Annotated in this window: 16 protein-coding genes; 5 read left to right on the top strand and 11 right to left on the bottom strand. The window is 68.1% G+C overall.

Annotated elements, in window-relative coordinates:
* Positions 1-142: 142 nt before the first annotated feature.
* From AC3RCC_RS05885 to argH, 4 genes are all read right to left on the bottom strand, one after another.
* On the bottom strand, positions 143-2,836 hold the full coding sequence (locus AC3RCC_RS05885; protein ID WP_492257887.1) for a TIGR02302 family protein: 2,694 nt from the start codon (positions 2,834-2,836) through the stop codon (positions 143-145).
* Positions 2,837-2,985: 149 nt separating this feature from the next.
* Positions 2,986-4,275 carry a diaminopimelate decarboxylase gene (gene lysA / locus AC3RCC_RS05880; protein ID WP_492257886.1) on the bottom strand — a complete coding sequence of 430 codons (1,290 nt, stop codon included), beginning with the start codon at positions 4,273-4,275 and terminating at the stop codon, positions 2,986-2,988.
* 7 nt (positions 4,276-4,282) lie between these two features.
* Positions 4,283-4,546: an LPS translocon maturation chaperone LptM gene (lptM, locus tag AC3RCC_RS05875; RefSeq protein ID WP_291645758.1), complete on the bottom strand. Its 264-nt coding sequence runs from the start codon at positions 4,544-4,546 to the stop codon at positions 4,283-4,285.
* A 129-nt stretch (positions 4,547-4,675) separates the two neighbouring features.
* Positions 4,676-6,082 (bottom strand): argininosuccinate lyase, encoded by a 1,407-nt coding sequence (gene argH / locus AC3RCC_RS05870; RefSeq protein WP_492257885.1) that lies wholly within the window; start codon positions 6,080-6,082, stop codon positions 4,676-4,678.
* A gap of 30 nt (positions 6,083-6,112) precedes the next feature.
* Here argH and tlpA point away from each other — a divergent pair, with 30 nt between their 5' ends.
* Positions 6,113-6,739, top strand: a complete 627-nt coding sequence (tlpA, locus tag AC3RCC_RS05865) for a thiol:disulfide interchange protein TlpA (RefSeq protein WP_492257884.1) — start codon at positions 6,113-6,115, stop codon at positions 6,737-6,739.
* Positions 6,740-6,782: 43 nt separating this feature from the next.
* On the opposite strand, the gene AC3RCC_RS05860 is transcribed toward tlpA, so the two are convergent.
* The gene (locus AC3RCC_RS05860; RefSeq protein ID WP_492257883.1) at positions 6,783-8,996 is read right to left on the bottom strand and encodes a mechanosensitive ion channel domain-containing protein; all 2,214 of its coding nucleotides are present in this window, start codon (positions 8,994-8,996) and stop codon (positions 6,783-6,785) included.
* Positions 8,997-9,198: 202 nt separating this feature from the next.
* Between AC3RCC_RS05860 and AC3RCC_RS05855 the strand changes: the two genes are divergently transcribed.
* A complete protein-coding gene (locus AC3RCC_RS05855) occupies positions 9,199-10,944 on the top strand; it encodes a carbamoyltransferase family protein (protein WP_492257882.1) in 1,746 nt (581 codons plus the stop codon).
* Between the two features lie 99 nt (positions 10,945-11,043).
* On the opposite strand, the gene grxD is transcribed toward AC3RCC_RS05855, so the two are convergent.
* The 6 genes from grxD to AC3RCC_RS05825 form a co-directional block, all read right to left on the bottom strand.
* Positions 11,044-11,379, bottom strand: coding sequence for a Grx4 family monothiol glutaredoxin (gene grxD, locus AC3RCC_RS05850; RefSeq protein WP_291637666.1), 336 nt, complete (start codon positions 11,377-11,379; stop codon positions 11,044-11,046).
* Between the two features lie 47 nt (positions 11,380-11,426).
* Entirely contained in the window at positions 11,427-11,663 is a 237-nt protein-coding gene (locus tag AC3RCC_RS05845; protein WP_492257881.1) for a BolA family protein, read from the bottom strand.
* A gap of 14 nt (positions 11,664-11,677) precedes the next feature.
* Complete coding sequence (purL, locus tag AC3RCC_RS05840; protein ID WP_291637662.1) at positions 11,678-13,888, bottom strand: phosphoribosylformylglycinamidine synthase subunit PurL; 2,211 nt, start codon at positions 13,886-13,888, stop codon at positions 11,678-11,680.
* A 95-nt stretch (positions 13,889-13,983) separates the two neighbouring features.
* On the bottom strand, positions 13,984-14,421 hold the full coding sequence (locus AC3RCC_RS05835; protein WP_291637660.1) for an acyl-CoA thioesterase: 438 nt from the start codon (positions 14,419-14,421) through the stop codon (positions 13,984-13,986).
* A complete protein-coding gene (locus tag AC3RCC_RS05830; RefSeq protein ID WP_492257880.1) occupies positions 14,418-15,305 on the bottom strand; it encodes a methyltransferase domain-containing protein in 888 nt (295 codons plus the stop codon). The genes AC3RCC_RS05835 and AC3RCC_RS05830 overlap by 4 nt, the downstream gene beginning before the upstream one ends.
* A 16-nt stretch (positions 15,306-15,321) precedes the next feature.
* Positions 15,322-17,178 (bottom strand): M3 family oligoendopeptidase, encoded by a 1,857-nt coding sequence (locus AC3RCC_RS05825; RefSeq protein ID WP_492257879.1) that lies wholly within the window; start codon positions 17,176-17,178, stop codon positions 15,322-15,324.
* 220 nt (positions 17,179-17,398) lie between these two features.
* Here AC3RCC_RS05825 and AC3RCC_RS05820 point away from each other — a divergent pair, with 220 nt between their 5' ends.
* From AC3RCC_RS05820 to AC3RCC_RS05810, 3 genes are all read left to right on the top strand, one after another.
* Positions 17,399-18,655, top strand: a complete 1,257-nt coding sequence (locus AC3RCC_RS05820) for a GGDEF domain-containing protein (protein ID WP_492257878.1) — start codon at positions 17,399-17,401, stop codon at positions 18,653-18,655.
* A 106-nt stretch (positions 18,656-18,761) separates the two neighbouring features.
* Positions 18,762-20,330, top strand: a complete 1,569-nt coding sequence (locus tag AC3RCC_RS05815; protein ID WP_291637651.1) for a sigma-54-dependent transcriptional regulator — start codon at positions 18,762-18,764, stop codon at positions 20,328-20,330.
* 60 nt (positions 20,331-20,390) lie between these two features.
* Positions 20,391-22,295 (top strand): L,D-transpeptidase family protein, encoded by a 1,905-nt coding sequence (locus tag AC3RCC_RS05810; RefSeq protein WP_492257877.1) that lies wholly within the window; start codon positions 20,391-20,393, stop codon positions 22,293-22,295.
* The last annotated feature ends 202 nt before the right edge of the window (positions 22,296-22,497 follow it).

Below are 22,497 nucleotides of genomic sequence, written 5' to 3'. Positions count from 1 at the left end.
GTGGCTGCGGGTATCATGCACCGGTTTTCCGGGACGGGGATAACGCGGCCGGATATCCCGCCAGCCGATCAGTCGCGCCGTTGGAGCGGGTTACTCGTCGTCATTCTCGGGTCAAGCCCGAGCATGACGCGAGGCGACGCGCTCAGTTCCGCCGCAGCAGCCGCTCGAGATAGTCGAGCTCTTCCAGCGGCCGCGAGGGATCGCCGAGGCGGCGGCGCAGCTCCTCGAGGATGCGCCGTGCGCGCTGCGTCGCACTCTCGTCGGCGCCGGGCACGCGGACCCGGCCATCGGCCCAATCGCGCTGGCGCTGCGGCCGGCCGAGCGGGTCGTCGCGGGTGCGCTGCTGGGCTGAAGGCCGCCCCGCCGGGCGCCCATCGGGTTCGCCAAAAGCGTTATCATTGCCCTCACCCTCGCCGGGCTGGCCCTGCATCTGCTGGGCGAGGTTCTGGCCGCCCTTGCGCAGCGCGTCGAGCGCCCGTCCCTGCGCATCGACGGCCTCGCCTTCCTGGCCCTGGCCGAGCTGTCCCTCCGCCTCGCGCATCGCCTCCTCGGCCTCGCCGAGCTCCCCGGGATCGGCGCCCATGCCGCGCATGCGCCGCTGGAGGTCCTGCAGGCGCTCGCGCAGGGCCTGCTGACGCTGCGACAGGCCCTGCCCCTGGCCCTGGCCGCCCTCGGCGTTCTGGCCGTCCTCGCCCTCGCCTTCGTCGCCCTGCTCGCCGGGCTGCTGGCCGCGTTGCCCACGCTGGCCCTGTTGCCCTTGCTGGCGCTGGCCCTGCTGGCCGGGGCGGGCCTGCTGCTGGCCCGGCCGCTGGCCACGCTGGGCCCGGTTCTGGCGCTGCTGCTCCTGCTGATAGGTCTCGTCGCGCAATTGCTGCTGCTCGCGCGTCATCCGGTCGAGATCGCCGAGCGCCTGGTTCATCTCGCGCTGGCGCGGATCCTGCTGGCCGGGCCTTGCCGTCTTGAGATTGTTGAGGAGGTTGTTGAGCTCCTCCATCAGCCGCTGCGCCTCGGCGAGATCGCCGCGCTTCGACAATTCCTCGATCCGGTCGAGCATGTTCTGCAGGTCGCGCGGCGTCACCGAGCGGAAATTCTCCGGCAGCTGCGCCTGGTTCTGCTCGCCATTCTGCTGCTGGCGCTGCATCTGCTGGGCGAGCTCGCGCATATAGCGATCCATCGCCCGCCGCATTTCCTCGGTGAGCTTGCGGATCTCCTCCTCGGAAGCGCCGCGTTCCAGCGCCTGCTGCAGGTTCTCCTGAGCGGCGCGCAGTGCCTTCTCGGCATCGGAGAGATCGCCATCCTCGAGCTGCAAGGCGAGCCCCCACATCAGGTCGGCGGTCTCGCGCAGCTGATCGTCGCTCGTCGCACGGCGCAGGCGCTCGCCGATCATCCGCATGGCGAGATAGACCCCGGTCTCCTTCATGAAGCGCTCGGGCTCGATCATCAGCGCGTCGATGGCGAGCTGAACGCGCTTGCGGGTCTCGACATTCATCACCAGACGGCGGCGCTCCTCGACCAGCGCCTTGGCCAGCGGCTTGGTGAAGACGCGCTGCGGCAGAACCACTTCGAGCGTCTCGCTACGGCCCTCCTGGCCGGCCTCGTCGCGCGCCAGCAGGCTCATATTGACCTTGGCGCCGGCCCAGGGATGGGCCGAAAAATCGACCGTGCTCTTCATCTCCTCCTCGCCGGAGGCGGAGGATGGCGGCGGCAGGCTCTGCTTCGGCGCTTCGACCAGAGAACGCCCGCCCGTGACCGGGCCGGCGCGCGAAACGATCACCTCGATCGCCGCGATTCCGTAATCATCCTTGGCGCGGTAGCCGATCCCGAGCCCGCCCTGCACGCCGCTCACGGGCTTGGGGGCATCGACGAAAGCGATCTCGGGCTTGGCGTCGATGACGGCGTGCAGGCTCAGCGTCGGCTCCGGGGCGCCGCTGCCTGTGATGCGCAGCGTGCCGTCACCGGCGAGGAGATAGCGCTTCTCGACGACCGCGACGGCAGGCTCGGCTGATCTGGCAGCCCCGCCTGGGCCGGCGCCGGCCGGCGCCGCCTTGTCATCGGCCGGCAGCGCGTCGAGCCGGCCTGTCGTGGCGACGTCCATGGCGCTGCGGCCGGCGATACGCACGACCACCGTCGACTTCTCGGGAACGTTGAAGCGCGGGCTGGCGAGCCTGGAGAAATCGATCAGGATCGGCGGCAGGCGCGTATAGGCCGGCGGATCGATCCAGGCATCGATCCGCGCCGGCGCCGTCGCCGCGGCCGGGCCGCGCCAGTCGAAAGCCGCCGAGAGCCGGGGCCAGACCTCGTGGCCGGCGACGAAGAAGCCGGTGACCGCCGCGAGCAGCGGCACGGCGCGCAGCGCGCGTCGGTCGCGTGCGGCCATCAGCGGCCGAGGCACGCTCACCTTCAGCGCCGTGACATGTTCGCTCTGGCGCTGCAGATGCAGCTTCCACAGCGCCTGTGAGACCGGATCGCGCCCACCGACGGCGAGGCTGTCCTCGAGCGCCGTCGCGGGACGATGGCCGCCCGCCACCGAGCGGTCGAGCCGCGCCAGCGCCTCGCGCCGGCTCGGCCAACGGTCGCGGACGATCGGCCAGAAACTCGCAAGAAAGGCGCCGGCGAACAGAAGCGCGCCTCCGGCCCGGCCCCACCAGGGCAGATGCAGCCAGAGCCCGAGCCAGGAAACGGCGAGGAAGGCGAAAGCGATGGAAAGCGGCGCCCAGAGCCGCGGCCAGAGCCGCTCCCAGGCCAGCGATAGTCGTGACACCACCGCGAGGCGATCGAGCCTGCGGCGGATCAATGCGAGCGGATCGAGCGCCGTGTGGCGCGGCCTGTCATTCATCCCGCTGCTCCGGGCCGCGCCATACGGCCCTCTGCCTCCGATATGGGACAAAGGCTAGCACGGGAATATGGCATGACCAGCGCGGAAGCGCGGCAGCCCACAGGCGCTCCGGGAATTGTGAAGCCGCCAGAGCGATCATCATGCTCGGTCTAGGACAGCCAGGGCGGGGACCGATCGGTGCCGATCAGCTCCTCATAGCTCTGCCTGGGCCGCGTCACCGCGAACTGATCACCCTTCACCAGGACCTCGGCGACCAGCAGGCGCTGGTTATAGGTCGAAGACATGCTGGCGCCATAGGCGCCGGCGGTCATGAATGCGATCAGATCGCCCTGCCGGAGCTGCGGCAGCTCGCGCCCGGTGGTGAAGGTGTCGCCTGATTCGCAGATCGGCCCGACCACGTCATAGGCGACCGTCTTTGCGCCCTCCTCGGGCTCCGCGACCGGCCAAATCTCGTGATAGGCCTCGTACATCGCCGGCCGCATCAGATCGTTCATCGCGGCGTCGACGACGAGGAATTGCTTGGTCGGCCGCGGATTGAGGTGCAGCACCCGCGTCAGCAGGATGCCGGCATTGCCGACGATCAGCCGGCCCGGCTCGAAGCCGAGCTCGACATCGAGTCCCGCCGTCAGCTTCCCGACCATCCCGGCATAGGCTTCGATCAGCCCCGGGCCATGGTCGAAATCCCGCGGCACTTCATAGGGAATGCCGAGGCCGCCGCCGAGATCGAGCCGGTCGACCCGGTGCCCCTCCTCGCGCAGCGCCAGGACGAGGTCGCGCATCTTGGCATAGGCCGCCTCGAAGGCTCCGGTCTCGCGGATCTGGCTGCCGATATGCACGGCGAGCCCCATGATCCGGACGCCGGCCAGGTTGGCAGCGCGGGCGTAGAGCCGGTGCACGTCCTCAAAGGAGACGCCGAACTTGTTGGCCGAGGAGCCGGTGGTGATCTTGGCGTGGCCGCCGGCCCCGATATCGGGGTTGACCCGGAACACCGCCTCCTGGCGCCGGCCGAGCCGCTCGCCGATGCGCGACAGCAAGTCGAGCTCGCTCTCGCTCTCGATATTGACCTGGTAGATTCCGGCCTCGACGGCGAAGGCGAGCTCGCCCTCGCTCTTGCCGACCCCGGAGAAGACGATGCGTTCCGGTGGGAAGCCGGCCGCCAGCGCCTTGCGGATCTCGCCTTCGGAAACCGTGTCCGCCCCCGCTCCCAGCCCCGCCAGCGTCTTCAGCACGCCGAGATTGCTGTTCGCCTTCATGGCATAGAAGACATGTGGCTTCCGCCCTGGCGTGATCGACGCCATCGCCTGCTCGTAGAGCCGGTAATGCCGCTCGATCGTGGCCGAGGAATAGACGTAGACGGGGGTTCCGACCTTCTCCGCGATCTCGCGCAGGTCGACATTCTCGGCGAAGAGCGCGCCGTCGCGATAGGCGAAGTGGTGCATTGTCAGCTCAGAGCAGCGGGTCGAGCACGAAGGGCGTCTCGGGAATCTGCAGCGCCTTGCTCGCCTTCGCCGGCTTACCGAGCGGCGAGGCGTCCATGGCGGTCGGCGGCGTATTCTCGACGGCGCCGATCTGCTTGTCCGGCAGCGCGATGGCGTTCTTGGCGTTGGGAGGGGCCTCGAGCGGGCCCTTGCGGCCACAGGCCGCGAGCGCGAGTCCGAGCAGGCCGGCCAACAGAACGGCGCGGCCGAATTTCAGGCGGGAATGCGGCACGAAAGAAAATCCTCGGACTAGGTTCGAGCGGCAGTGTAGCGAATGGCGCCGAGGCTTGCGAGCCTCGCCGGCGTCATTCTCGGGCCGGCGCAGCGCAGGCCCGAGAAACTGGGACACGAGAGGCTCAGGTCAAGCCCGGGACTGGCGGCCGGCATCCTTGGCGAGCAGCTTCAGCCAGCGCTTGGCCTGCCGCTTCACATTGGCGGGCGCGGTGCCGCCATAGCTGACCCGGCTCTTCACCGACTGCTCGACACCGAGCACCGCGAAGACCGCCTCGGTGATCGTCGGCTCGACCTGCTGCATCTCGGCCAGCGAGAGCTTCTCCAACCCGACGCCACGCTCCGAAGCCAGGCCGACGAGGCGCCCGGTGACATGGTGCGCGTCGCGGAACGGCATCTTGAGGACGCGCACCAGCCAGTCGGCGAGATCGGTCGCGGTGGCGTAGCCGAGGCCGGCCGCCTTCTTCATCACCTTGAGGTCCGGCTGCATGTCGCGAACCATTCCGGTGGTCGCGGCCAGACAGAGCGACAGGGTCTGCACCGCGTCGAAGGTGCCTTCCTTGTCCTCCTGCATGTCCTTCGAATAGGTCAGCGGCAAGCCCTTCATCATCGTCAGCAGAGCCTGCAGCGCGCCGAAGATGCGCCCGGCCTTGCCGCGCACCAGCTCGGCCGCGTCCGGATTGCGCTTCTGCGGCATGATCGAGGAGCCGGTCGAGAACTTGTCGGAGAGCTTGACGAAGCCGAATTGCGGCGTCGCCCAGAGCACGATCTCCTCGGCGAAGCGCGACAGATGCATCGCGCAGATCGAGGCGGCCGACAGGGTCTCCAGCACGAAATCGCGGTCCGAGACCGAATCGAGCGAATTCGCCGTCGGGCGGGCGAAGCCGAGCGCCTCCGCCGTCATGTGCCGGTCGATCGGGAAGGAGGTGCCGGCGAGCGCGGCGGCGCCGAGCGGGCATTCGTTCATGCGCTCGCGGGCATCCCTGAGCCGGCTGCGGTCGCGCGCCAGCATCTCGACATAGGCGAGCAGATGATGGCCGAAGGTGACGGGCTGCGCCGATTGCAGATGGGTGAAGCCCGGCATCACCGCCCCCGCATAGGCCTCGGCCTTCTCGGCGAGGGCGAGCTGGAGATCGGCGACCTGCTCGTCGAGCTGGTCGAGCGCGTCGCGCACCCAGAGCCGCATATCGGTCGCGACCTGGTCGTTGCGCGAGCGGGCCGTGTGCAGGCGCCCGGCGGCAAGGCCGATCTGCTCGCGCAGATTGCCCTCGATGTTCATGTGGATGTCCTCGAGCGCACGCGAGAACGTGAAGCGCCCGCCCTCGATCTCGGCCTCGATGCCCTTGAGTCCCTTGGTGATGACGTCCACGTCGTCCTGCGTCAGGATCCCGGTCGCGGCCAGCATGGCCGCATGCGCGAGCGAGCCCCTGATGTCCTGCCGCCACAGGCGCTGGTCGAAATCGATGGAGGCGTTGATCTCCTCCATGATGGCGTCTGGACCTGTGGCGAAACGCCCACCCCACATGCGGTTGCTCACGGCGATCTTTCCTGCTCTTGAGGACGCACGATGACGTCTCGTTCGAAAATGGCGGTGGCCTTCGGCGCGCTGGTTCTGGTCGCGCTCGGCGGCGTGGCCGCCTTCTACTCCGGGCAGGGCGGAGCCGGCAATTCCACTTGCAGCGCCGCGACGACGAAGCTCGTCCAGCTGCGACCGCTGGTGAAGGGCGAAATCGCCGCCATCCAGGTGCCGCAAAAGTCGACGCCCGTGCCCGATCTCGCCTTCAACGGCCCGGACGGCAAGCCGACCAGCCTCTCGGCGATGCGCGGGCGAACGGTGCTGGTCAATCTCTGGGCGACCTGGTGCCCGCCATGCCTGCTCGAAATGCCGGCGCTGGCCAAGCTCCAGAAGACGCTCGGCGGTCCGGATTTCGAGGTCGTCACCGTCAATATCGACACGCGCAACCTCGACAAGCCGAAGGAGTGGCTGGCGAAGAAGGACATCGCCGGCCTCGCCTATTACGCCGACCCCGAAGCCAAGGTCTTCCAGGATCTGCGCGCCGCCAAGAAGGCGGAGGGCATGCCGGTGAGCCTCCTGGTCGATCCGCAGGGCTGCGAGCTCGCGACATTGCAGGGGCCCGCCGAATGGGCCGGCACCGAAGCCCTCGCCCTGATCCGGACGGCGCTCGGCCGCTGAGCCGAGCTTTCGCCGCCCCGGCCGGAACCTCTGCCCGCGACGCCTATGGCTTGCCCGCCGACGCTCCGGCGAGCGCAAGTTGCCCCGAAAGGTTGAGCGGCGGCGCCGCGCCCGCCTTGTCGGCGCCCATATAGAGCGTCAGATGCGGGAACGGGATTTCGATGCCGCGGCGGTCGAAGACCTCCTTGAGCAGCTCGTTATAGGCGCGCCCGGCCGCCCATTGCGCGCCCGGCAAGGTCTTGATCCGCGCCCGCACGGTGATGGCGGAATCGCCGAAAGCGGTAATGCCCTGCATCTCGAGCGGCCCGATGATCCGCTCGCCATGCTCGCTCGCCTGCAGGCTGGCGAAGGCCTCCGCCATCGCCTCCTTCACCTCGGGGATGCTCTCGCGATAGGCGACCCCCATTTCGGCGACGTGGAAGGAGAAGCCCTTCATCATGTTCGAGACCTGATCGACCGAAGAGAACGGGATCAGGTGCAGCGTGCCGTCGAGCGAGCGGACCGAGACCGAGCGAATGGTCAGGCGCTCGACCACGCCGGACTTACCGCCGACCTCGACGACATCGCCCTCGTTCATGACGTTCTCGAACTGGATGAAGACGCCGGTGATGATGTCCTGCACGAATTTCTGCGCACCGAAGCCGATCGCCAGGCCCAGCACCCCGGCGCCGGCCAGCAATGGCGCGATGTTCAGGCCGAGCTGCCCCAGCGCGAGCATGATGACGAGGACCGCGAGCGCCGTGGTGAAGGCATTGCGGAACAGGGCAAGCAGGGTCTTTTCGCGGGCGGTCGGGACCGTCCCGAAATCGGGATTGAGCCGATATTCGACCCAGGACAGCATCGCGACATAGATGCCCATGCCGACGAGGACGATCAGCGCCGCCGCGATCACCGAACCGGTCAGCCTCTGGCCGGACGCGCTCGCCAGCCATCCCGCAAAATCGAGCAGCTGCCAGGCCTGCGCGACGGCGAGAAGAACACCGAGGACGACCAGGGTCCTGACGATCTGCAGCACCCGCGGCGTGAAGGCCTGAAGCCGCGGCTCGAGCAGCGGCAGGCGCAGGCGGATATCCTCGGGCAGGCGGACGCCGACATTGGCCAATCGCGAGACGAAGGCGACCACCAGCCCGCCGATCAGCGCGACGACCACGGACTGGACCGTCGCAGCCATGACGAACGGCAAGGCACGCGCCGGGTTGACCAGCCAGACCAGGAAGATGCCGACGAGATAGGTGATGACGAGGATGTGCCAGTAGCGCCCGAAGACGTGGCCGGCGCGGGCCAGCAGGTCGCGCCGGCCGGCCTGCATCCGCGCGAACAGCCGGCGGCGCACGCTGTGCCGGTTCTGCAGGATGATGATGATCGTGATCACCAGGGCCGTCAGCGTCACCAGGACCTTGAGTGCCTGCGCCGCGGCGGCCGGGAGGTAGAGCGCCATGACCGGTGCCGCGAACAGGAATGTGTAGCCCATCAGCGAAACCAGCCGCGCCAGCCAGAAATACCAGTACGCCGCCATCGTATCGTCGAGCCGCAGGACGCGCAGTCCCGGATGGCGTGGCTCGAGCACGGCCCGCATCGCCACCTTGACGAATTCGATCACCAGAAAGGCGTTGAGCAGCAGGGTCTGGTCCAGCGTCATGCGGCGGGTTGCGCCGCCGACAAGCTGGAGGGCGATCAGATAGCCCGCCCCCCAGGCGAGGGCGACGCCCGCCAGATCCAGGATCCCCGCGCCGATGAGCGCGGCCAGCCGGGGCGCCCAGGATGCCCGCTCGACCCGCCTCGCCAGGCTGCCCTGCACCGCCTCGACGGCGAACCTGACGACCAGAAAGCTGGCGAACAGCCCCGCCGCGACCAGCGCCAGTGCCAGCCCGGCATCGCGCAGGCGCACCATGTCGAGCCCTGAATCGCCCGAAAACACCGACCCGATCTGCCGCGCCGCCTGCAGCGCTGCCGAGACCGCCTCGGCGCTCTGCTCGGCCACCGCTCTGGTGTACTCCGCGACACGTTGCGCCAGCCCTGCCTCGCTCGGCTGCGCCGGTGCCGCCTGCCCCGGCGGACGTTGCCGCAGGCGCTGGAGCAGATCCGCGCGCAGCTTGTCGTCCTCGAGCACGCGCACGAGATCGTCGAGCGACGCAGCCCCGCGCTCGACCGCCGAATCAGAAGTAGAACTAGAATTGCCAGGGACAATACCTTGAGCAAGGCAGATATTAGAAAATACAGAAAAAATAAAAGATAGAACAAATAGAAATTTCGACATCAAACAGGACCTGCGGGCGAATTTTGGGAGACGCGCAGCCTAGGCGCATCATATGTCCAGTCAACGAAAATAAAATTATACAAACAAATACAATACGATAACGGCAAATTCGCGAAAATCAACTCGCAAGGAGCGCTGGCGCGTCGCAATCTCGACATCCCTCATGTTAGAGTATCGGCCACCCCATCACTTGCCCGAGTACATGACCTACACGATCGGCCTCGCCACCACCTTCCACGACCCCGCCATCGCCATCGTCGGCCCGGATGGCGAGGTTCTCTTCGCGGAAGCGGCCGAGCGTTATCTCCAGTACAAGCGCGCCCCCAATTGCGAGCCGGACACCACGGCGCGGATGGACTCTCTGCTCAGGCGCTACATTCCGCGCGGTGCCGAGATCCGCCTCGCGACCAGCTGGGGCGCCGAGTTCACCGATTTCCTGGCGCAGATGGACCGCAGCGGCGCCTTCACGCTCGATGCCCTGCTCAAGCTCTCGCCGGAATTCAACCGCTCGATGGTGCCGGAGCGCTCCGAGCGGGCCTTCATCGCCTCGCTCCACCTCGCCCAGCAGCGCGCCGGGATCGGCACGCTGATCGGGCTCGACCGCGCCTTCGGCGATGCGAGGATCACCGGCCTTACGCGCTATGGCCACCATCTCAGCCATGCCGCCTATGCCTGCTGGTCCTCGCCTTTCCGCGACGCCGCCTGCCTGGTGGTCGACGGCATGGGCGAAACCGGCGCTTCGGCGATCTTTGCGTTGAGGGACGGCGAGATCACCGAGCTCAGGCGCCATAGCGGCCGCGCCTCGATCGGCTTCTATTTCGGCTTCGTCACCGATCTCGCCGGCTTCGACCAGGCCAAGGGCGAGGAATGGAAGATCATGGGGCTCGCCCCCTATGGCCGGCAGGACCCGGAACTACTGACGCTGCTCCGCCGGCTCTACCGGATCGAGGGCAGCAAGCTCTCCTTCGCCGATGCCGCGACGGTCAGGGAGGTCGGCGCCGAGATCCTTGCCCACCGCCCGGCCGATGCGCTCGATCAGGGCTGGGCCGACCTCGCCCGCTGCGGACAGGACGTCTTCGCCGAGATGATGGCGGCGCTGCTGGCCGAGACGGCGGCGCTCTGCCCCTCCGAGAACCTCGTCCTTGCCGGCGGCTGCGCCCTGAACTCCTCTTTCAACGGCAAGATCTGCAACGACAAGGTCGCGGGCCGCCACGGTTTCGCCCATGTCCATGTGCCCTCGGCGCCAGCCGATGACGGCAATGCGCTCGGTGCCGCCTGGCTCGCCTATGCCGAAGCCAATCCCGGCTGGCGCCCGCCGGCGGGACCGCTGAGCCCCTATCTCGGCTCGACCGTCTCGACCGAGCCGTTCGAGCGGATGGCTGCCTGGGAGCCGCGACTGCGCAAGCTCGCGGCCGATGAGATCGCGCCCGCGACCGCAAGCCTGCTCGCCGAAGGCAAGCTCGTCGGCTGGGTCCAGGGCCGCGCCGAATTCGGCCCGCGCGCCCTCGGCAACCGCTCGATCCTCGCCGATCCGCGCCCGGCGAACGCCAAGGACCTGCTCAACGCCAAGGTGAAGTATCGCGAGGCTTTCCGGCCCTTCGCCCCGTCGATCCTGGCCGAACATGGCCCCGACTGGTTCGAGGACTACCAGGACTCGCCCTATATGGAACGCACTCTGAGCTGGAAGGAAGCGGTCCGCGCCCGCGTCCCGGCCGTCGTCCATGAGGACGGCACCGGCCGGCTGCAGAGCGTCACGGCGCAGCGCAATCCGCGCTATCACGCGCTGATCTCGGCCTTCCACGATCTGACCAGGGTGCCGGTGATCCTCAACACCTCCTTCAACATCATGGGCAAGCCGATCCTGCATACGAGCGAGGATGCGATCCTGATGTTCTACACCTCGGGCCTCGACGCGCTGGTCGTCGAGGACTGGCTGCTGGTGAAGTGAGCCTCCGACGTGGCATCGGTAGACCGCCACCCGGCGCCAAATGCAAAAGGGCGGCGCCGGATGCGCCGCCCTCTCGAAGGCTTCGACAAATTGAGAGCGTCAGCTCGCCTGCTTGACGGTGATGCCCTTCTCCGCCAGCAGCGTCTGCAGCTCGCCGGCCTGGAACATCTCGCGGGCGATGTCGCAGCCGCCGACGAACTCGCCCTTGACGTAGAGCTGCGGGATCGTCGGCCAGTTCGAATAGGCCTTGATGCCCTCGCGGATCTCCTGATCCTCGAGCACGTTGACGCCCTTGAACGGCACGCCGACGTAATTGAGGATCTGCACCACCTGGCCGGAGAAGCCGCACATCGGGAATTGCGGCGTGCCCTTCATGAAGAGCACGACGTCCTCGGACTTCACCTCGGCGTCGATGCGGGCATTGATGTCGGTCATGTCCTGATCTCCTGGGGCGGGTTCAAGGCCCGCTGGATGCATTCGTTCTAATTCTGGGGAACCGCCGTCGTCAGCGCAAGGGCGTGCAACACGCCGCCCATGCGGCCTTGCAGCGCGGCATAGACCATCTGGTGCTGCTGCACCCGGGACTTGCCCTTGAAGGCCGCCGAGGTCACCGTCGCGGCGTAGTGATCGCCGTCGCCGGCGAGGTCCTTGATCTCGACCACCGCATCGGGCAGCGCCGCCTTGATCATGTTCTCGATTTCGTAGGCGTCCATCGCCATGTCTTTAGGTCTCCTCAGGCAGCCTTGCCGGCCATGTAGTCCGGCAGCCAGCTCTCATGCGCCTTGCGCAGAGCCACGATCGAAACGGCGGCCTCGCCCGGCAGGGCAAGATCGGCGCCGCCGGTCTGCCCGATCAGCTGCGCCGGAACGCCCGCCGCTTTTGCCTCGGCGATGAGCGCCTCTGCGGCACCGGCCGGCACCGTGACGAGATAGCGGCCCTGATCCTCGCCGAACAGCACCGCATGGGCGGGACCGGCCGGCAGGGCCGCGACCTTGGCGCCGACGCCCTTCGCCATCGCCATCTCGGCAAGCGCGACCGCAAGTCCGCCATCCGAGAGGTCATGGCAGGCGCTGACGCGGCCGGCCGTGACCAGCGGGCGGACGAAATCGCCATTGCGCCGCTCGATGGCAAGATCGACCGGCGGCGGCGCGCCCTCTTCGCGGCCGCAGATCGTCGCGAGATAGGCGCTCTGGCCGAGCCAGCCATTGGTCTCGCCGATCAGGATGATCGCCTCGCCCTCGGCCTTGAAGCCGACGGTCGCATGCTTGGTCACATCGGCGAGGACGCCGACGCCGCCGATCGTCGGGGTCGGCAGGATCGAGACGCCATTGGTCTCGTTGTAGAGTGAGACATTGCCGGAGACGACCGGGAAATCGAGCGCCCGGCAGGCCTCGCCGATGCCCTTGATGCAGCCGACGAGCTGGCCCATCACCTCGGGCCGCTCGGGATTGCCGAAGTTGAGATTGTCGGTGACGGCGAGCGGCAGGGCGCCGACCGCGGTCAGATTGCGCCAGGCCTCGGCGACGGCCTGCTTGCCGCCCTCAAACGGGTCGGCCTCGCAATAGCGCGGCGTCACATCGGCGGTCATGGCGAGGCCCTTCGGCCCGTCCTCGACCCGCACGATGCCGGCGTCGCCACCCGGCGTCACCGCCGAATTGCCGAGGATCAGCGTGTCGTATTGCTCCCAGATCCAGCGCTTCGAGCAGAGATCGGGCGAGCCGACCAGCTTGAGCAGGGCTTCGGCATTCGCCATCGGCTGGGCAACGCTCGCCGCATCGACCACCGGCCGCTTCGGCGTCTCGATCCACGGCCGATCATATTCCGGCGCCTCGTCGCCGAGCTCCTTGATCGGCAGATCGGCCATCGTCTCACCCTGGTGCTTGACGACGAAGCGCAGCGTGTCGGTGGTCTTGCCGACGACGGCGAAGTCGAGGCCCCATTTGCGGAAGATCGCCTCGGCCGGCTCCTCATGCCCGGGCTTGATCACCATGAGCATGCGCTCCTGGCTCTCCGAGAGCATCATCTCATAGGCGCTCATCCGCTCCTCGCGGCAGGGCACGGAATCAAGGTCGAGTTCGACGCCGAGATCGCCCTTGGCGCCCATCTCGACGGCCGAGCAGGTCAGGCCGGCTGCGCCCATGTCCTGGATCGCGTCGACATGGCCGGCGGCCATGATCTCGAGGCAGGCTTCCAGCAGCAGCTTCTCGGCGAAGGGGTCTCCGACCTGCACGGTCGGGCGCTTCTCCTCGGCGCCCTCGTCGAAGGCGGCAGAAGCCATGGTCGCGCCATGGATGCCGTCGCGCCCGGTCTTCGAGCCGAGATAGACGATCGCCTTACCGACGCCGGACGCCTTGGCGTAGAAGATCTCGTCGGCACGGGCGAGGCCGACCGCCATGGCGTTGACCAGGATGTTGCCGTCATAGCGGCGATGGAAACCGGTGGCGCCGCCGACATTCGGCACGCCGAAGGAGTTGCCGTAGCCGCCGATGCCGGCGACGACGCCGGAGACGAGATGACGGGTCTTCGGATGCGACGGGTCACCGAAGCGCAGCGCGTCGAGCACCGCGATCGGACGCGCGCCCATGGTGAAGACGTCGCGCAGGATGCCGCCGACGCCGGTGGTCGCGCCCTGATAGGGCTCGATGAAGGACGGGTGGTTGTGGCTCTCCATCTTGAAGACCACGGCGAGCCCGTCGCCGATATCGATCACGCCGGCGTTCTCGCCCGGGCCCTGGATCACCCAGGGCGCCTTGGTCGGCAGCGTCTTCAGATGGATCTTCGAGGATTTGTACGAGCAGTGCTCGTTCCACATCGCCGAGACGATGCCGAGCTCGGTGATCGTCGGCTCGCGCCCGATCAGATGCAGGAAGCGCTGGTACTCGTCGGGCTTGAGCCCATGCTCGGCGACCAGCTGGGGGGTGATCTTGATGTCGTTGGGAATCACGCGACCTGTTCCTGACGGACGGGGCGAGCGGAGCGCTCATTCAGGGCGGGGCATAGCCCGAAGCCGGCGGAGAAACAACTTTTCCGGGCCAGATTTCAGATGCTCAGTCCCGCCAGCGCCGCACGCAGCCCTTCCGGGATCGGCACCGGCTTCTGCGCGGTGCGCTCGACATAGACATGTGTGAACAGGCCCTGTGCCGCCGTCAGTTCCGCGCCCTCGCGAAAAATGCCGATGCGGTAGGTCACCGAGGAGCGACCGAGCCTTTCGACCGCGAGCGCACCCTCGACCGTCTCGGGGAAGGCGACGCTCTCGAAATAGTCGCAGCGCGTGCCGGCCACGAGGCCAACGACCGGGCTCTCCTTCACGTCGAGGAAGCCCTGCTCGATCAGCCAGGCGTTCACCACCGTGTCGAACCAGTTATAGTAGACGACATTGTTGACGTGGCCGAAGACGTCATTATCGGCCCAGCGCGTCGGGATCGTGCGGAACAGCCGGAAACCGGCCCGCTTCAGTCGTACCGGCTTGTCGCTCATCCCTGCCCCTCTCCGCCCGGCTTCTCGCCGGTGCCGACCTCCGTCACGCCGAGCGCATCCGCCAGCCGCGCCTTGGCCGAACCCGGCCGGAGCGGCTTCTGCTGGCTCTCATGCGGCGCCCAGCCCGAGAGCCAGACAATCTCGAAACTCGCCCGGAGCCTGCCATCCGGATCGGCAAAGCGCCCGGCATAGAGCTCGGCGGCACGCAGCAGCACGGCCCGCCGCAGCGGCTTGCGGCTGCGCTCCAGCAGCGTATTGGCCCAGCCCATGGCGCGCAGGTCGCGCAGCAGGCCGAACAGGTCGCCATAGCGCACGGTGACGAGCTCGCTGTCGACGACCGGCAGGGCGAAGCCGGCCCGCTGCAACAGGCTACCGAGATCGCGCAGATCGGCGAAGGGCGCGACCCGCGGGCTCGCCCCGCCGCTCACCTCGACCTCGGCGGCGAGCAGTGACTGGCGCAGTTCGGTCAGGCTCTCCCCGGCGAGCAGGCAGCCGATGAACAGCCCGTCCGGCCGAAGGCTGCGCCTGATCTGCAGCAGCGTGCCGGGTAGATCGTTGACCGCATGCAGGGCGAGCAGCGAGGCGGAAAGGTCAAGCGAGGCGGCGGCGAAGGGCAGCGCCTCGAGATCGCCGACGATGTCGGCGCCAGCGCCGGCCGCTTCCGCCAACCGCAGCACCCCGTCCGCCTTCTGCCGCAGCACCGGTGTCGCCAGCGGCAGGGCCGAGCCGAGATCGGCGGCGACCCCGAAGCGCCGCAGCACCGCAGAAAGCCGCTCCGCGAGATCATCGGCGCAGCGCGCCAGCAGGAAATCGGGATAGCCGTCCGCGAGCGCCGCCGCGAGGCGACGCCGATAGAGCGCGCGGTCGAAGACCTGGGAGCTCACCTGCGCACCCCCTCGCTTATTCCATACCCTCGAGCTCGATGATCAGCCCCTCGATCATGTTGAGGCCGATCTGCCAGAACGCCGGATCGCGGGCGTCGAGGCCGAACGGCTTGAGCAGTTCGGAATGATGCTTGGTGCCGCCGGCCGAGAGCAGCGCGAAATAGCGCTGCTGAAAGCCCTCCGCCGAGTTCTGGTAGACGCCGTAGAGCGAGTTCACCAGGCAATCGCCGAAGGCATAGGCGTAGACGTAGAAGGGCGAGTGGATGAAGTGCGGGATATAGGCCCAGAAGGTCTCGTAGCCCGGGCCGAGCCTGATCGCGGGACCGAGGCTCTCCGACTGCACGCTCATCCACAGTTCGCAGAGATTTTCCGCCGTCAGCTCGCCCGAGCGGCGGGCTTCGTGGACCTTCCGCTCGAAGGAGTAGAAGGCGATCTGGCGCACGACCGTGTTGATCATGTCCTCGACCTTGGCGGCGAGCATCGCCTTGCGCTGCTTGGCGTCGACCGTCTCGTTGAGCAGCTTGCGGAAGGTCAGCATCTCCCCGAAGACGCTCGCCGTCTCGGCCAGCGTCAGCGGCGTCGGCGCCATCAGCGCGCCGTTCGGCCCGGCCAGCACCTGGTGCACGCCATGGCCGAGCTCATGGGCGAGGGTCATCACGTCGCGCGGCTTGCCCTGATAGTTGACCAGCACATAGGGGTGCGCAGAGGGCACGGTGGGATGGGCAAAGGCGCCCGGCGCCTTGCCGGGCCGCGCCGGCGCGTCGATCCAGCGCTCGTCGAAGAAGCGCCGGGCGATGTCCGCCATTTCCGGCGAGAAATCACCATAGGCCGACAGCACGGTGTCGCGCGCCTCGTCCCACGGGATTGTGCGCTGCTCGATGCGTGGCAGTGGCGCGTTGCGGTCCCAGTAGTCGAGCGCCTCGCGCCCGAACCAGCGCGCCTTCAGCTTGTAGTAGCGGTGCGACAGGCGCGGATAGGCTTCGCGCACCGCCGCGACCAGCGCATCGACCACCTCGCGCTCGACCCGGTTCGCCAGATGCCGGGAATCGGCGACATCCTCGAATTTGCGCCAGCGATCGGAGATCTCCTTGTCCTTGGCGAGGGTGTTGGTGATCAGACCGAAGGTCCGCAGATGTTGGCGGAACACCGTTCCGAGCGCCTCCGCCGCCTCCTTGCGCACAGCCCCATCGGCGTCCTGCAGGCGGTTCAGCGTCAGTTCGAGCGTAAGATCTTCGCCGCCGGCCTTGAAGCGCAGCGAGGCGATGGTCTCGTCGAAAAGCCGGTTCCAGGCGCCGTGGCCGGTCACCGACTTCTCGTGGAACAGCTCCTCGATCCGGTCCTCGAGCTGATGCGGCTTGTCCTTGGCGAGGTCCTCGATCCACGGCTTCCAATGGCTGAGCGGCGCCTGTGCCGCCGCCTTGGCCAGCGCGGCCTCGTCGATCCGGTTGAGCTCCAGCCCGAAGAACAAGAGTTCGGTCGAGATCGCCGTGACCTTGTCCTGCGTGTCGCCATAGAACTTGGCGCGCTGCGGGTCGGTGGTATCGCCGGAATAGACCAGCCCGGCATAGGACATGATCTTGCCGACGAGGTCTTCGAGCTTCTCATAGGCGGAGACCGCTTCCGCCAGCACGGTGCTGGCGTCGGCGCGCGCCGCCAGCACCGCGAGCTTGCCGCGGTAGAGGGCCGCGAAGCTGCGCGCCTCGGCCAGGGCTTTTTCGAGATCGGCGGCGAATTCCGGCGCGTCCATCGCCGGATAGAGATGCGTCAGATCCCATTCCGGCAGGACGCCCAGCGCCTTGGCCGCCTTGTCGGCGCGGCCGACAGGGCTCCTTGCGACATTGGCGGCGGTCGTCCCGGCGAAGGCTGTCGTCATGTCAAAGGCACCTTTCTGGCGAAACCGTTCCCTCCCATATGCGCGGACAAGACCGCGCGATCAACGTTGCGCTGCGCCGCAATCGCGCCGCGGCTCGCTCGCACCGCCTGTGCATGCGGGGCATCCGCACGAACTGAAGACGTTGACTTTCCGTAAGGGCTGCCACTACCCAAGGTCGAGACCGGCCTCTGCGAGCGCGCGCCGACCGCGGAATGGTGGAATGGACCACGCCTATCTTCTGACCGCGATTCTGCCCGTCATTGCCGCGGTGCTCTGCGCGACCCTTTATTCCCTCTGGCTGAAGCAAAGGGAGCACCGGCATGTGCTCAACTGGTCTTTGGCCTATGCCTGCGCCGTCCTCGGCTCCGCGATCAGCCTAGCGCGCCTCGTCACCGAGAACGCCGCGCCCTTCTCCCTGATCGCCAACGCCTTTCTGGTCGGTGTCGCCTTCTTCGCGGCCCGCGGCGCCCTGCTTCTGCATGACGGCCGGGCGGCCGACCGCGTCACCCTGCCGATCCTGCTCGCCACCATCCTCGCCGGAATCTGGTTCGGCCTCGTGAGCCCGAGCGTCTTCTGGCGCGGCACCATCGCCAGCATCGGAGCCGCCCTGATCTTCCTGATCGCGGCGCGCGCGATCGCGCGTGCCCCGGATCGCAGCAGGATCGACCGTTTGACCGGCCTGGTCTTCGTGCTGACGGCCGCCCTGCTCCTCGCCCGTCCCGCCCTCGCCTTCGCGCTGGAGGGACCGATCGAGAGCGAGGCGGAAGTGACGAGCGCCTTCTGGGGTGTGAGCTTCCGGATTTTCGCCATGCTGAGCTGGTGCGCCATGGCCGCCCTCTTCCTGCTTAGGGCGACTAGCGACCTGATGGCCGAGGCGACCGCGCAGTCGCTGACCGACCCGCTCACCGGCATCGGCAATCGCCGCGGCTTCTTCACCGCCGCCGAGACCGCGCTGGCCGCAACCTGCCGCGAAGCGCCGGCGACGCTCCTGCTCTGCGACATCGACGCCTTCAAGCAGGTCAATGACGTCTATGGCCACGCCACCGGTGATCTCGTCATCAAGGAGCTGGCCAACGTCCTGGCCGAAGCGGCGGATGGGAACGGCGCGATTCTCGGCCGCCTCGGCGGCGAGGAGTTCGTCGCTCTCCTGCCCGGCACGCCACTCGAGCCGGCGCTCGCCATGGCCGAGGCGATCCGGGCCGACTATGCGCGTCGCTCGCGCGCCATCCGCCCCCTGCAAGGCCCGGTGACGGTCAGCATCGGCGTCGCCGAGACGGCCGGCGAGGAGGAGCTGGAAGCCGTGATCGAGCGTGCCGATGCGGCGCTCTACCGGGCCAAGCGCAAGGGCCGCGACCGGGTCGAGGTCGCCGGCCTGGCGGAAGGCACGCCGGAAGTCTCGCAGCGTGGCACCTCGCATAGCCGCCGCTACAGGCGCGCCTTCACCGCACCTGAAGCACGGACCCGCACGCGCCCCTGAGCGCGAACGGTGTCGCTGCCTTAATCACGGCTTAACCCTTCTGGCCGAGATTGCCCCGAAACGGAACAGCGCTTCCGCCTGCAAGCCCCTGTCCGATCGAGGGTCCATGTCCGCCACCGTCCTCGTCGTCGACGACGATCCCGTCCAGCGCCGGCTGCTCGACGCGATGCTCAAGCGTTTCGGCTATGACGTCCTGACGGCAGAGGGCGGCGAGCAGGCGCTCGCTCTGCTCGGCGACGAATCGCAGCATATCGACTGCCTGGTGCTCGACCTCGTCATGCCCGGCCGCGATGGCATGGCGGTGCTCGCTGCGCTGCGCGAGCGCGGCATCGCGACGCCGGTGATCGTCCAGACCGCGAACGGATCGATCGAGACCGTAGTTTCCGCGATGCGGGCGGGCGCGGTCGACTTCGTGGTCAAGCCGGTCGGAGCCGAGCGCCTGCAGGTCTCGCTCAAGAACGCGCTCAAGCTCGGCGCGCTCGAGCATGAGATCCGCTACATGAAGCGGCGCTCCGCCGGCCAGCTCGGCTTCCGCGACCTCGCCAGCAAGAGCCCGGATATGAGCCGGGTCGTGCAGCTCGCCGAGCGCGCCGCCAAGTCGAACATTCCGGTCCTCGTCGAAGGCGAATCCGGCGTCGGCAAGGAGGTCCTCGCCCGCGCCATCCAGGGCTCCAGCGACCGCCGCGGCAAGCCCTTCGTCACCGTCAATTGCGGAGCGATCCCGCACAACCTCGTCGAATCCATCCTCTTCGGCCACGAGAAGGGCGCCTTCACCGGTGCCACCGAGCGCCATGTCGGCAAATTCGTCGAGGCCAATGGCGGCACGCTCTTCCTCGACGAGGTCGGCGAATTGCCGCTCGACGCCCAGGTCAAGCTGCTGCGCGCCATCCAGGAGGGCGAGGTCGACCCGGTCGGCGGCAAGAAATCGGTGCGCGTCGACATCCGCATCATCTCGGCGACCAACAAGAGCCTGCTCGATCAGGTCAAGCGCGGCGAGTTCCGCGAGGACTTGTATTACCGCCTCAACGTCTTCCCCATCACCCTGCCGCCGCTGCGCCAGCGCCGCGAGGATGTCGCCGACCTCGCCCGCGGCTTCCTCGCCCGCTTCTCCGCCGAAGAGGGCAAGAAGCTGCGCGGCATCAGCAGCGAGGCGCTCGGACTGCTTAGCCGCTACGACTGGCCGGGCAATGTCCGCCAGCTCGAGAACGCCATGTTCCGCGCCGTGGTCCTGGCCGATGGCGACGAACTGACCATCGCCGAATTCCCGCAGATCGCCGCGCAGATGGAGGGCTTCGACGTCCGCATCCCGCCGGCTCCGCCTCCCCTTTCCGGCGCGCGCCAGGAGGATGCGCCGCCGCGCATCGTCCAGGTGCCGGTGCGCGATCCCAACGCGCTCGACCTCGTCGCCGGCTCCGACATGCGCAGCCTCGACGAGCTCGAACGCGAGATCATCAAATTCGCGCTCGCCCATTATCGCGGCCACATGTCCGAGATCTCGCGCAAGCTCGGCATCGGCCGCTCGACGCTCTATCGCAAGCTCAAGGATTACGGGCTGATCGAAGGCGAGACCGGTCCGACCGGAGTGGACGCCGCCGAGCCGGAACCGGACCGAGCGCCGCGGCCGGCAGAACCGGCTTCGGACAGAATGGCCGCCGCTGTTGCAGGGCGGCACTAGTCGAAACAGGCTGCCTCACGCAGGTATCGGCGTGGATCGGCAGCGATTCGGGGACACAGCATGCGCCGTCGCCTTCTGGCGGAATCCGCCTCCGCCGCTATCCTGGCTCTCGCGCTCGGCATCGCCGGCGCGCTCGCGCAGGAAGCGCCGTACGAGGCCGCCGCGCCGCGCCTGCCGCTGCCGGAACTGCCGGCTCCGCTGGTGATGCCGCCGGAAGCGGCCCCGCTCAGGCTCGACATTCCCGCCCCGCCCGAGCTGGTGCTCGACCTGCGAACCGGCCCCGCCGAAGAGCAGCCTGAGCTCGCCGCCCCGCTCGATGCGACCGAGCTCGTCACCGGAGCGATCTCGGTGACGCCGCAGCCTGAGGACCGCATATTCCTGCTCGACATCCCGGCTCCCGAGCTGCCGCCGGTCGATCCCGCATTGACCGCCAGGCCGGCGCCGGACGCGCCCTCCCCGGCCGCGCTCCCGGCGCAGATCGAGATCGCGCCGCCGGCCTTGCCCGAAGTCGTGTTGTCGCTGCCGAGCGCGCTCGAGCTCGCCGCCCGCATCGCCCAGCGTGCCGAGGAAGGTCTCGCCGTGCCGCGCCTCGCCCAGCGCGAGCGCGCCGACATCCTCGCCGCCTACGCTGCCAACGAGAATCGGCCGTTCTGGATCGAGGGCAAGGGCTGGAGCCCCGCCGGCAAGCAGCTCGTCGCCCAGCTCGCCCGCGCTGGCCAGGACGGCTTGCGCCCCGCCGACTATGCCGTGCCGGCTTTCGAGGCCAGCGACAAGGACGGCCTCGCCGAGGCCGATGTCAGGCTCTCGGCCCTCGCCGTGCTCTATGCCCGCGACGCGCGCGGCGGCCGCATCGATCCGCGCCGCCTCTCGAAGATGCTGACCCCGGAGCTCGACCTGCCCTCGGCCACCGAGGTGCTGTCGGAGCTCGCCGGCGCCGCCGACCCGGGCGCGGTGCTCGCCGCCTACAACCCGCAGCACGAGGGCTATCGCCGGCTCAAGGCCAAGCTCGCCACGCTGCGCTCCAACGACGAGGATGTGCCTTCGGTGCGCATCCCTGCCGGGCCACCGCTGCGGCTCGGCATGCGCGACCAGCGCGTGCCGCTGGTCCGCGCCCGCCTCGGCCTCGGCGCCAGCGAGGAACCGGTCTTCGACCGCTCGACCGCGACCGCACTCGCCGAATTCCAGAAGCAGGCCGGGCTGCGCGCCGACGGCGTGCTCAGCAACCAGACGCTCGCCGCGCTCGGCTCGCCGCCCGCCGCCCGCCTGGAAAACGACATCATCGCCCAGATGGAGCGCTGGCGCTGGCTGCCCGCCGATCTCGGTGCCAGCCATGTCATGGTCAACGTCCCCGAGTTCCGGATGCGCATGGTCCATGACGGCAAGCCCGTGCACGATACCCGCGTCATCGTCGGCAAGCCGCAGAGCGCGACGCCGATCTTCTCGCACAAGATGGAATATGTCGTCGTCAATCCGTCCTGGTACGTGCCGCCCTCGATCCTGAAGAAGGAATTCCTGCCCGGGCTCAAGGCCGATCCCGACTATGCCGCCAAGCGCGGCTATGTCGTCACCCGCCGCGGCAATTCGATCTCGGTGCGCCAGCCCCCCGGCGAGCGCAACGCGCTCGGCTGGATCAAGTTCATGTTCCCGAACGACCATGCCGTCTATCTGCACGACACGCCGAACCGCCGCCTCTTCGCCGGCAACAAGCGCGCGCTCAGCCATGGTTGCGTGCGCGTCGAGAACCCGTTCGCGCTCGCCGATCTCGTGCTCGGCCCGGAATGGACGAACGAACGGCTGAAGCGCCTGATCGGCTCCGGCGAGCGCACGATCAGATTGCCGCAGCCGCTGCCGATCCATCTGGTCTACAACACGCTGGTGGTGAACGAGGCCGGCGCGATCACGACCTTTGAGGATCTCTACGGCTTCCACCGGCTCGTCCGCACCGCGCTCGAGCGGCTCTCCTGAGGCCAGATTGCGGCGGCGGCACGGTTTCGCCATGATCTGTGGGTAGCCAGCTGCGGACTTGCCGAAAATCCGGCGGGATGGTTGTGCCGCCGGTAACCTCCCGTTAAGCCTTCTCGGCAACTGTTCCTTCACGTTTACCGCACCGGCTCGCCGGCGCTTCGAGACGGGTCAGGTGAGAGTGAGCTGGTCGAAAGCCGAGACG

This window comes from Allobosea sp. GW823-FHT01F03 (assembly GCF_058798075.1).
Note: the sequence above shows the minus strand (reverse complement) of the source record. Positions and strands in the feature narration are given on the sequence as shown.

What these genes read in the sequence shown, in the direction of transcription:
- AC3RCC_RS05855 (WP_492257882.1), top strand. Translation starts at nt 9,199, where the DNA reads ATGACCTACACGATCGGCCTCGCCACCACCTTCCACGACCCCGCCATC.
- lysA (WP_492257886.1), bottom strand. Translation starts at nt 4,275, where the DNA reads ATGCACCACTTCGCCTATCGCGACGGCGCGCTCTTCGCCGAGAATGTC.
- AC3RCC_RS05820 (WP_492257878.1), top strand. Translation starts at nt 17,399, where the DNA reads ATGGACCACGCCTATCTTCTGACCGCGATTCTGCCCGTCATTGCCGCG.
- AC3RCC_RS05885 (WP_492257887.1), bottom strand. Translation starts at nt 2,836, where the DNA reads ATGAATGACAGGCCGCGCCACACGGCGCTCGATCCGCTCGCATTGATC.
- AC3RCC_RS05860 (WP_492257883.1), bottom strand. Translation starts at nt 8,996, where the DNA reads ATGTCGAAATTTCTATTTGTTCTATCTTTTATTTTTTCTGTATTTTCT.
- AC3RCC_RS05810 (WP_492257877.1), top strand. Translation starts at nt 20,391, where the DNA reads ATGCGCCGTCGCCTTCTGGCGGAATCCGCCTCCGCCGCTATCCTGGCT.
- AC3RCC_RS05815 (WP_291637651.1), top strand. Translation starts at nt 18,762, where the DNA reads ATGTCCGCCACCGTCCTCGTCGTCGACGACGATCCCGTCCAGCGCCGG.
- grxD (WP_291637666.1), bottom strand. Translation starts at nt 11,379, where the DNA reads ATGACCGACATCAATGCCCGCATCGACGCCGAGGTGAAGTCCGAGGAC.
- AC3RCC_RS05835 (WP_291637660.1), bottom strand. Translation starts at nt 14,421, where the DNA reads ATGAGCGACAAGCCGGTACGACTGAAGCGGGCCGGTTTCCGGCTGTTC.
- AC3RCC_RS05845 (WP_492257881.1), bottom strand. Translation starts at nt 11,663, where the DNA reads ATGGCGATGGACGCCTACGAAATCGAGAACATGATCAAGGCGGCGCTG.
- AC3RCC_RS05825 (WP_492257879.1), bottom strand. Translation starts at nt 17,178, where the DNA reads ATGACGACAGCCTTCGCCGGGACGACCGCCGCCAATGTCGCAAGGAGC.
- tlpA (WP_492257884.1), top strand. Translation starts at nt 6,113, where the DNA reads ATGACGTCTCGTTCGAAAATGGCGGTGGCCTTCGGCGCGCTGGTTCTG.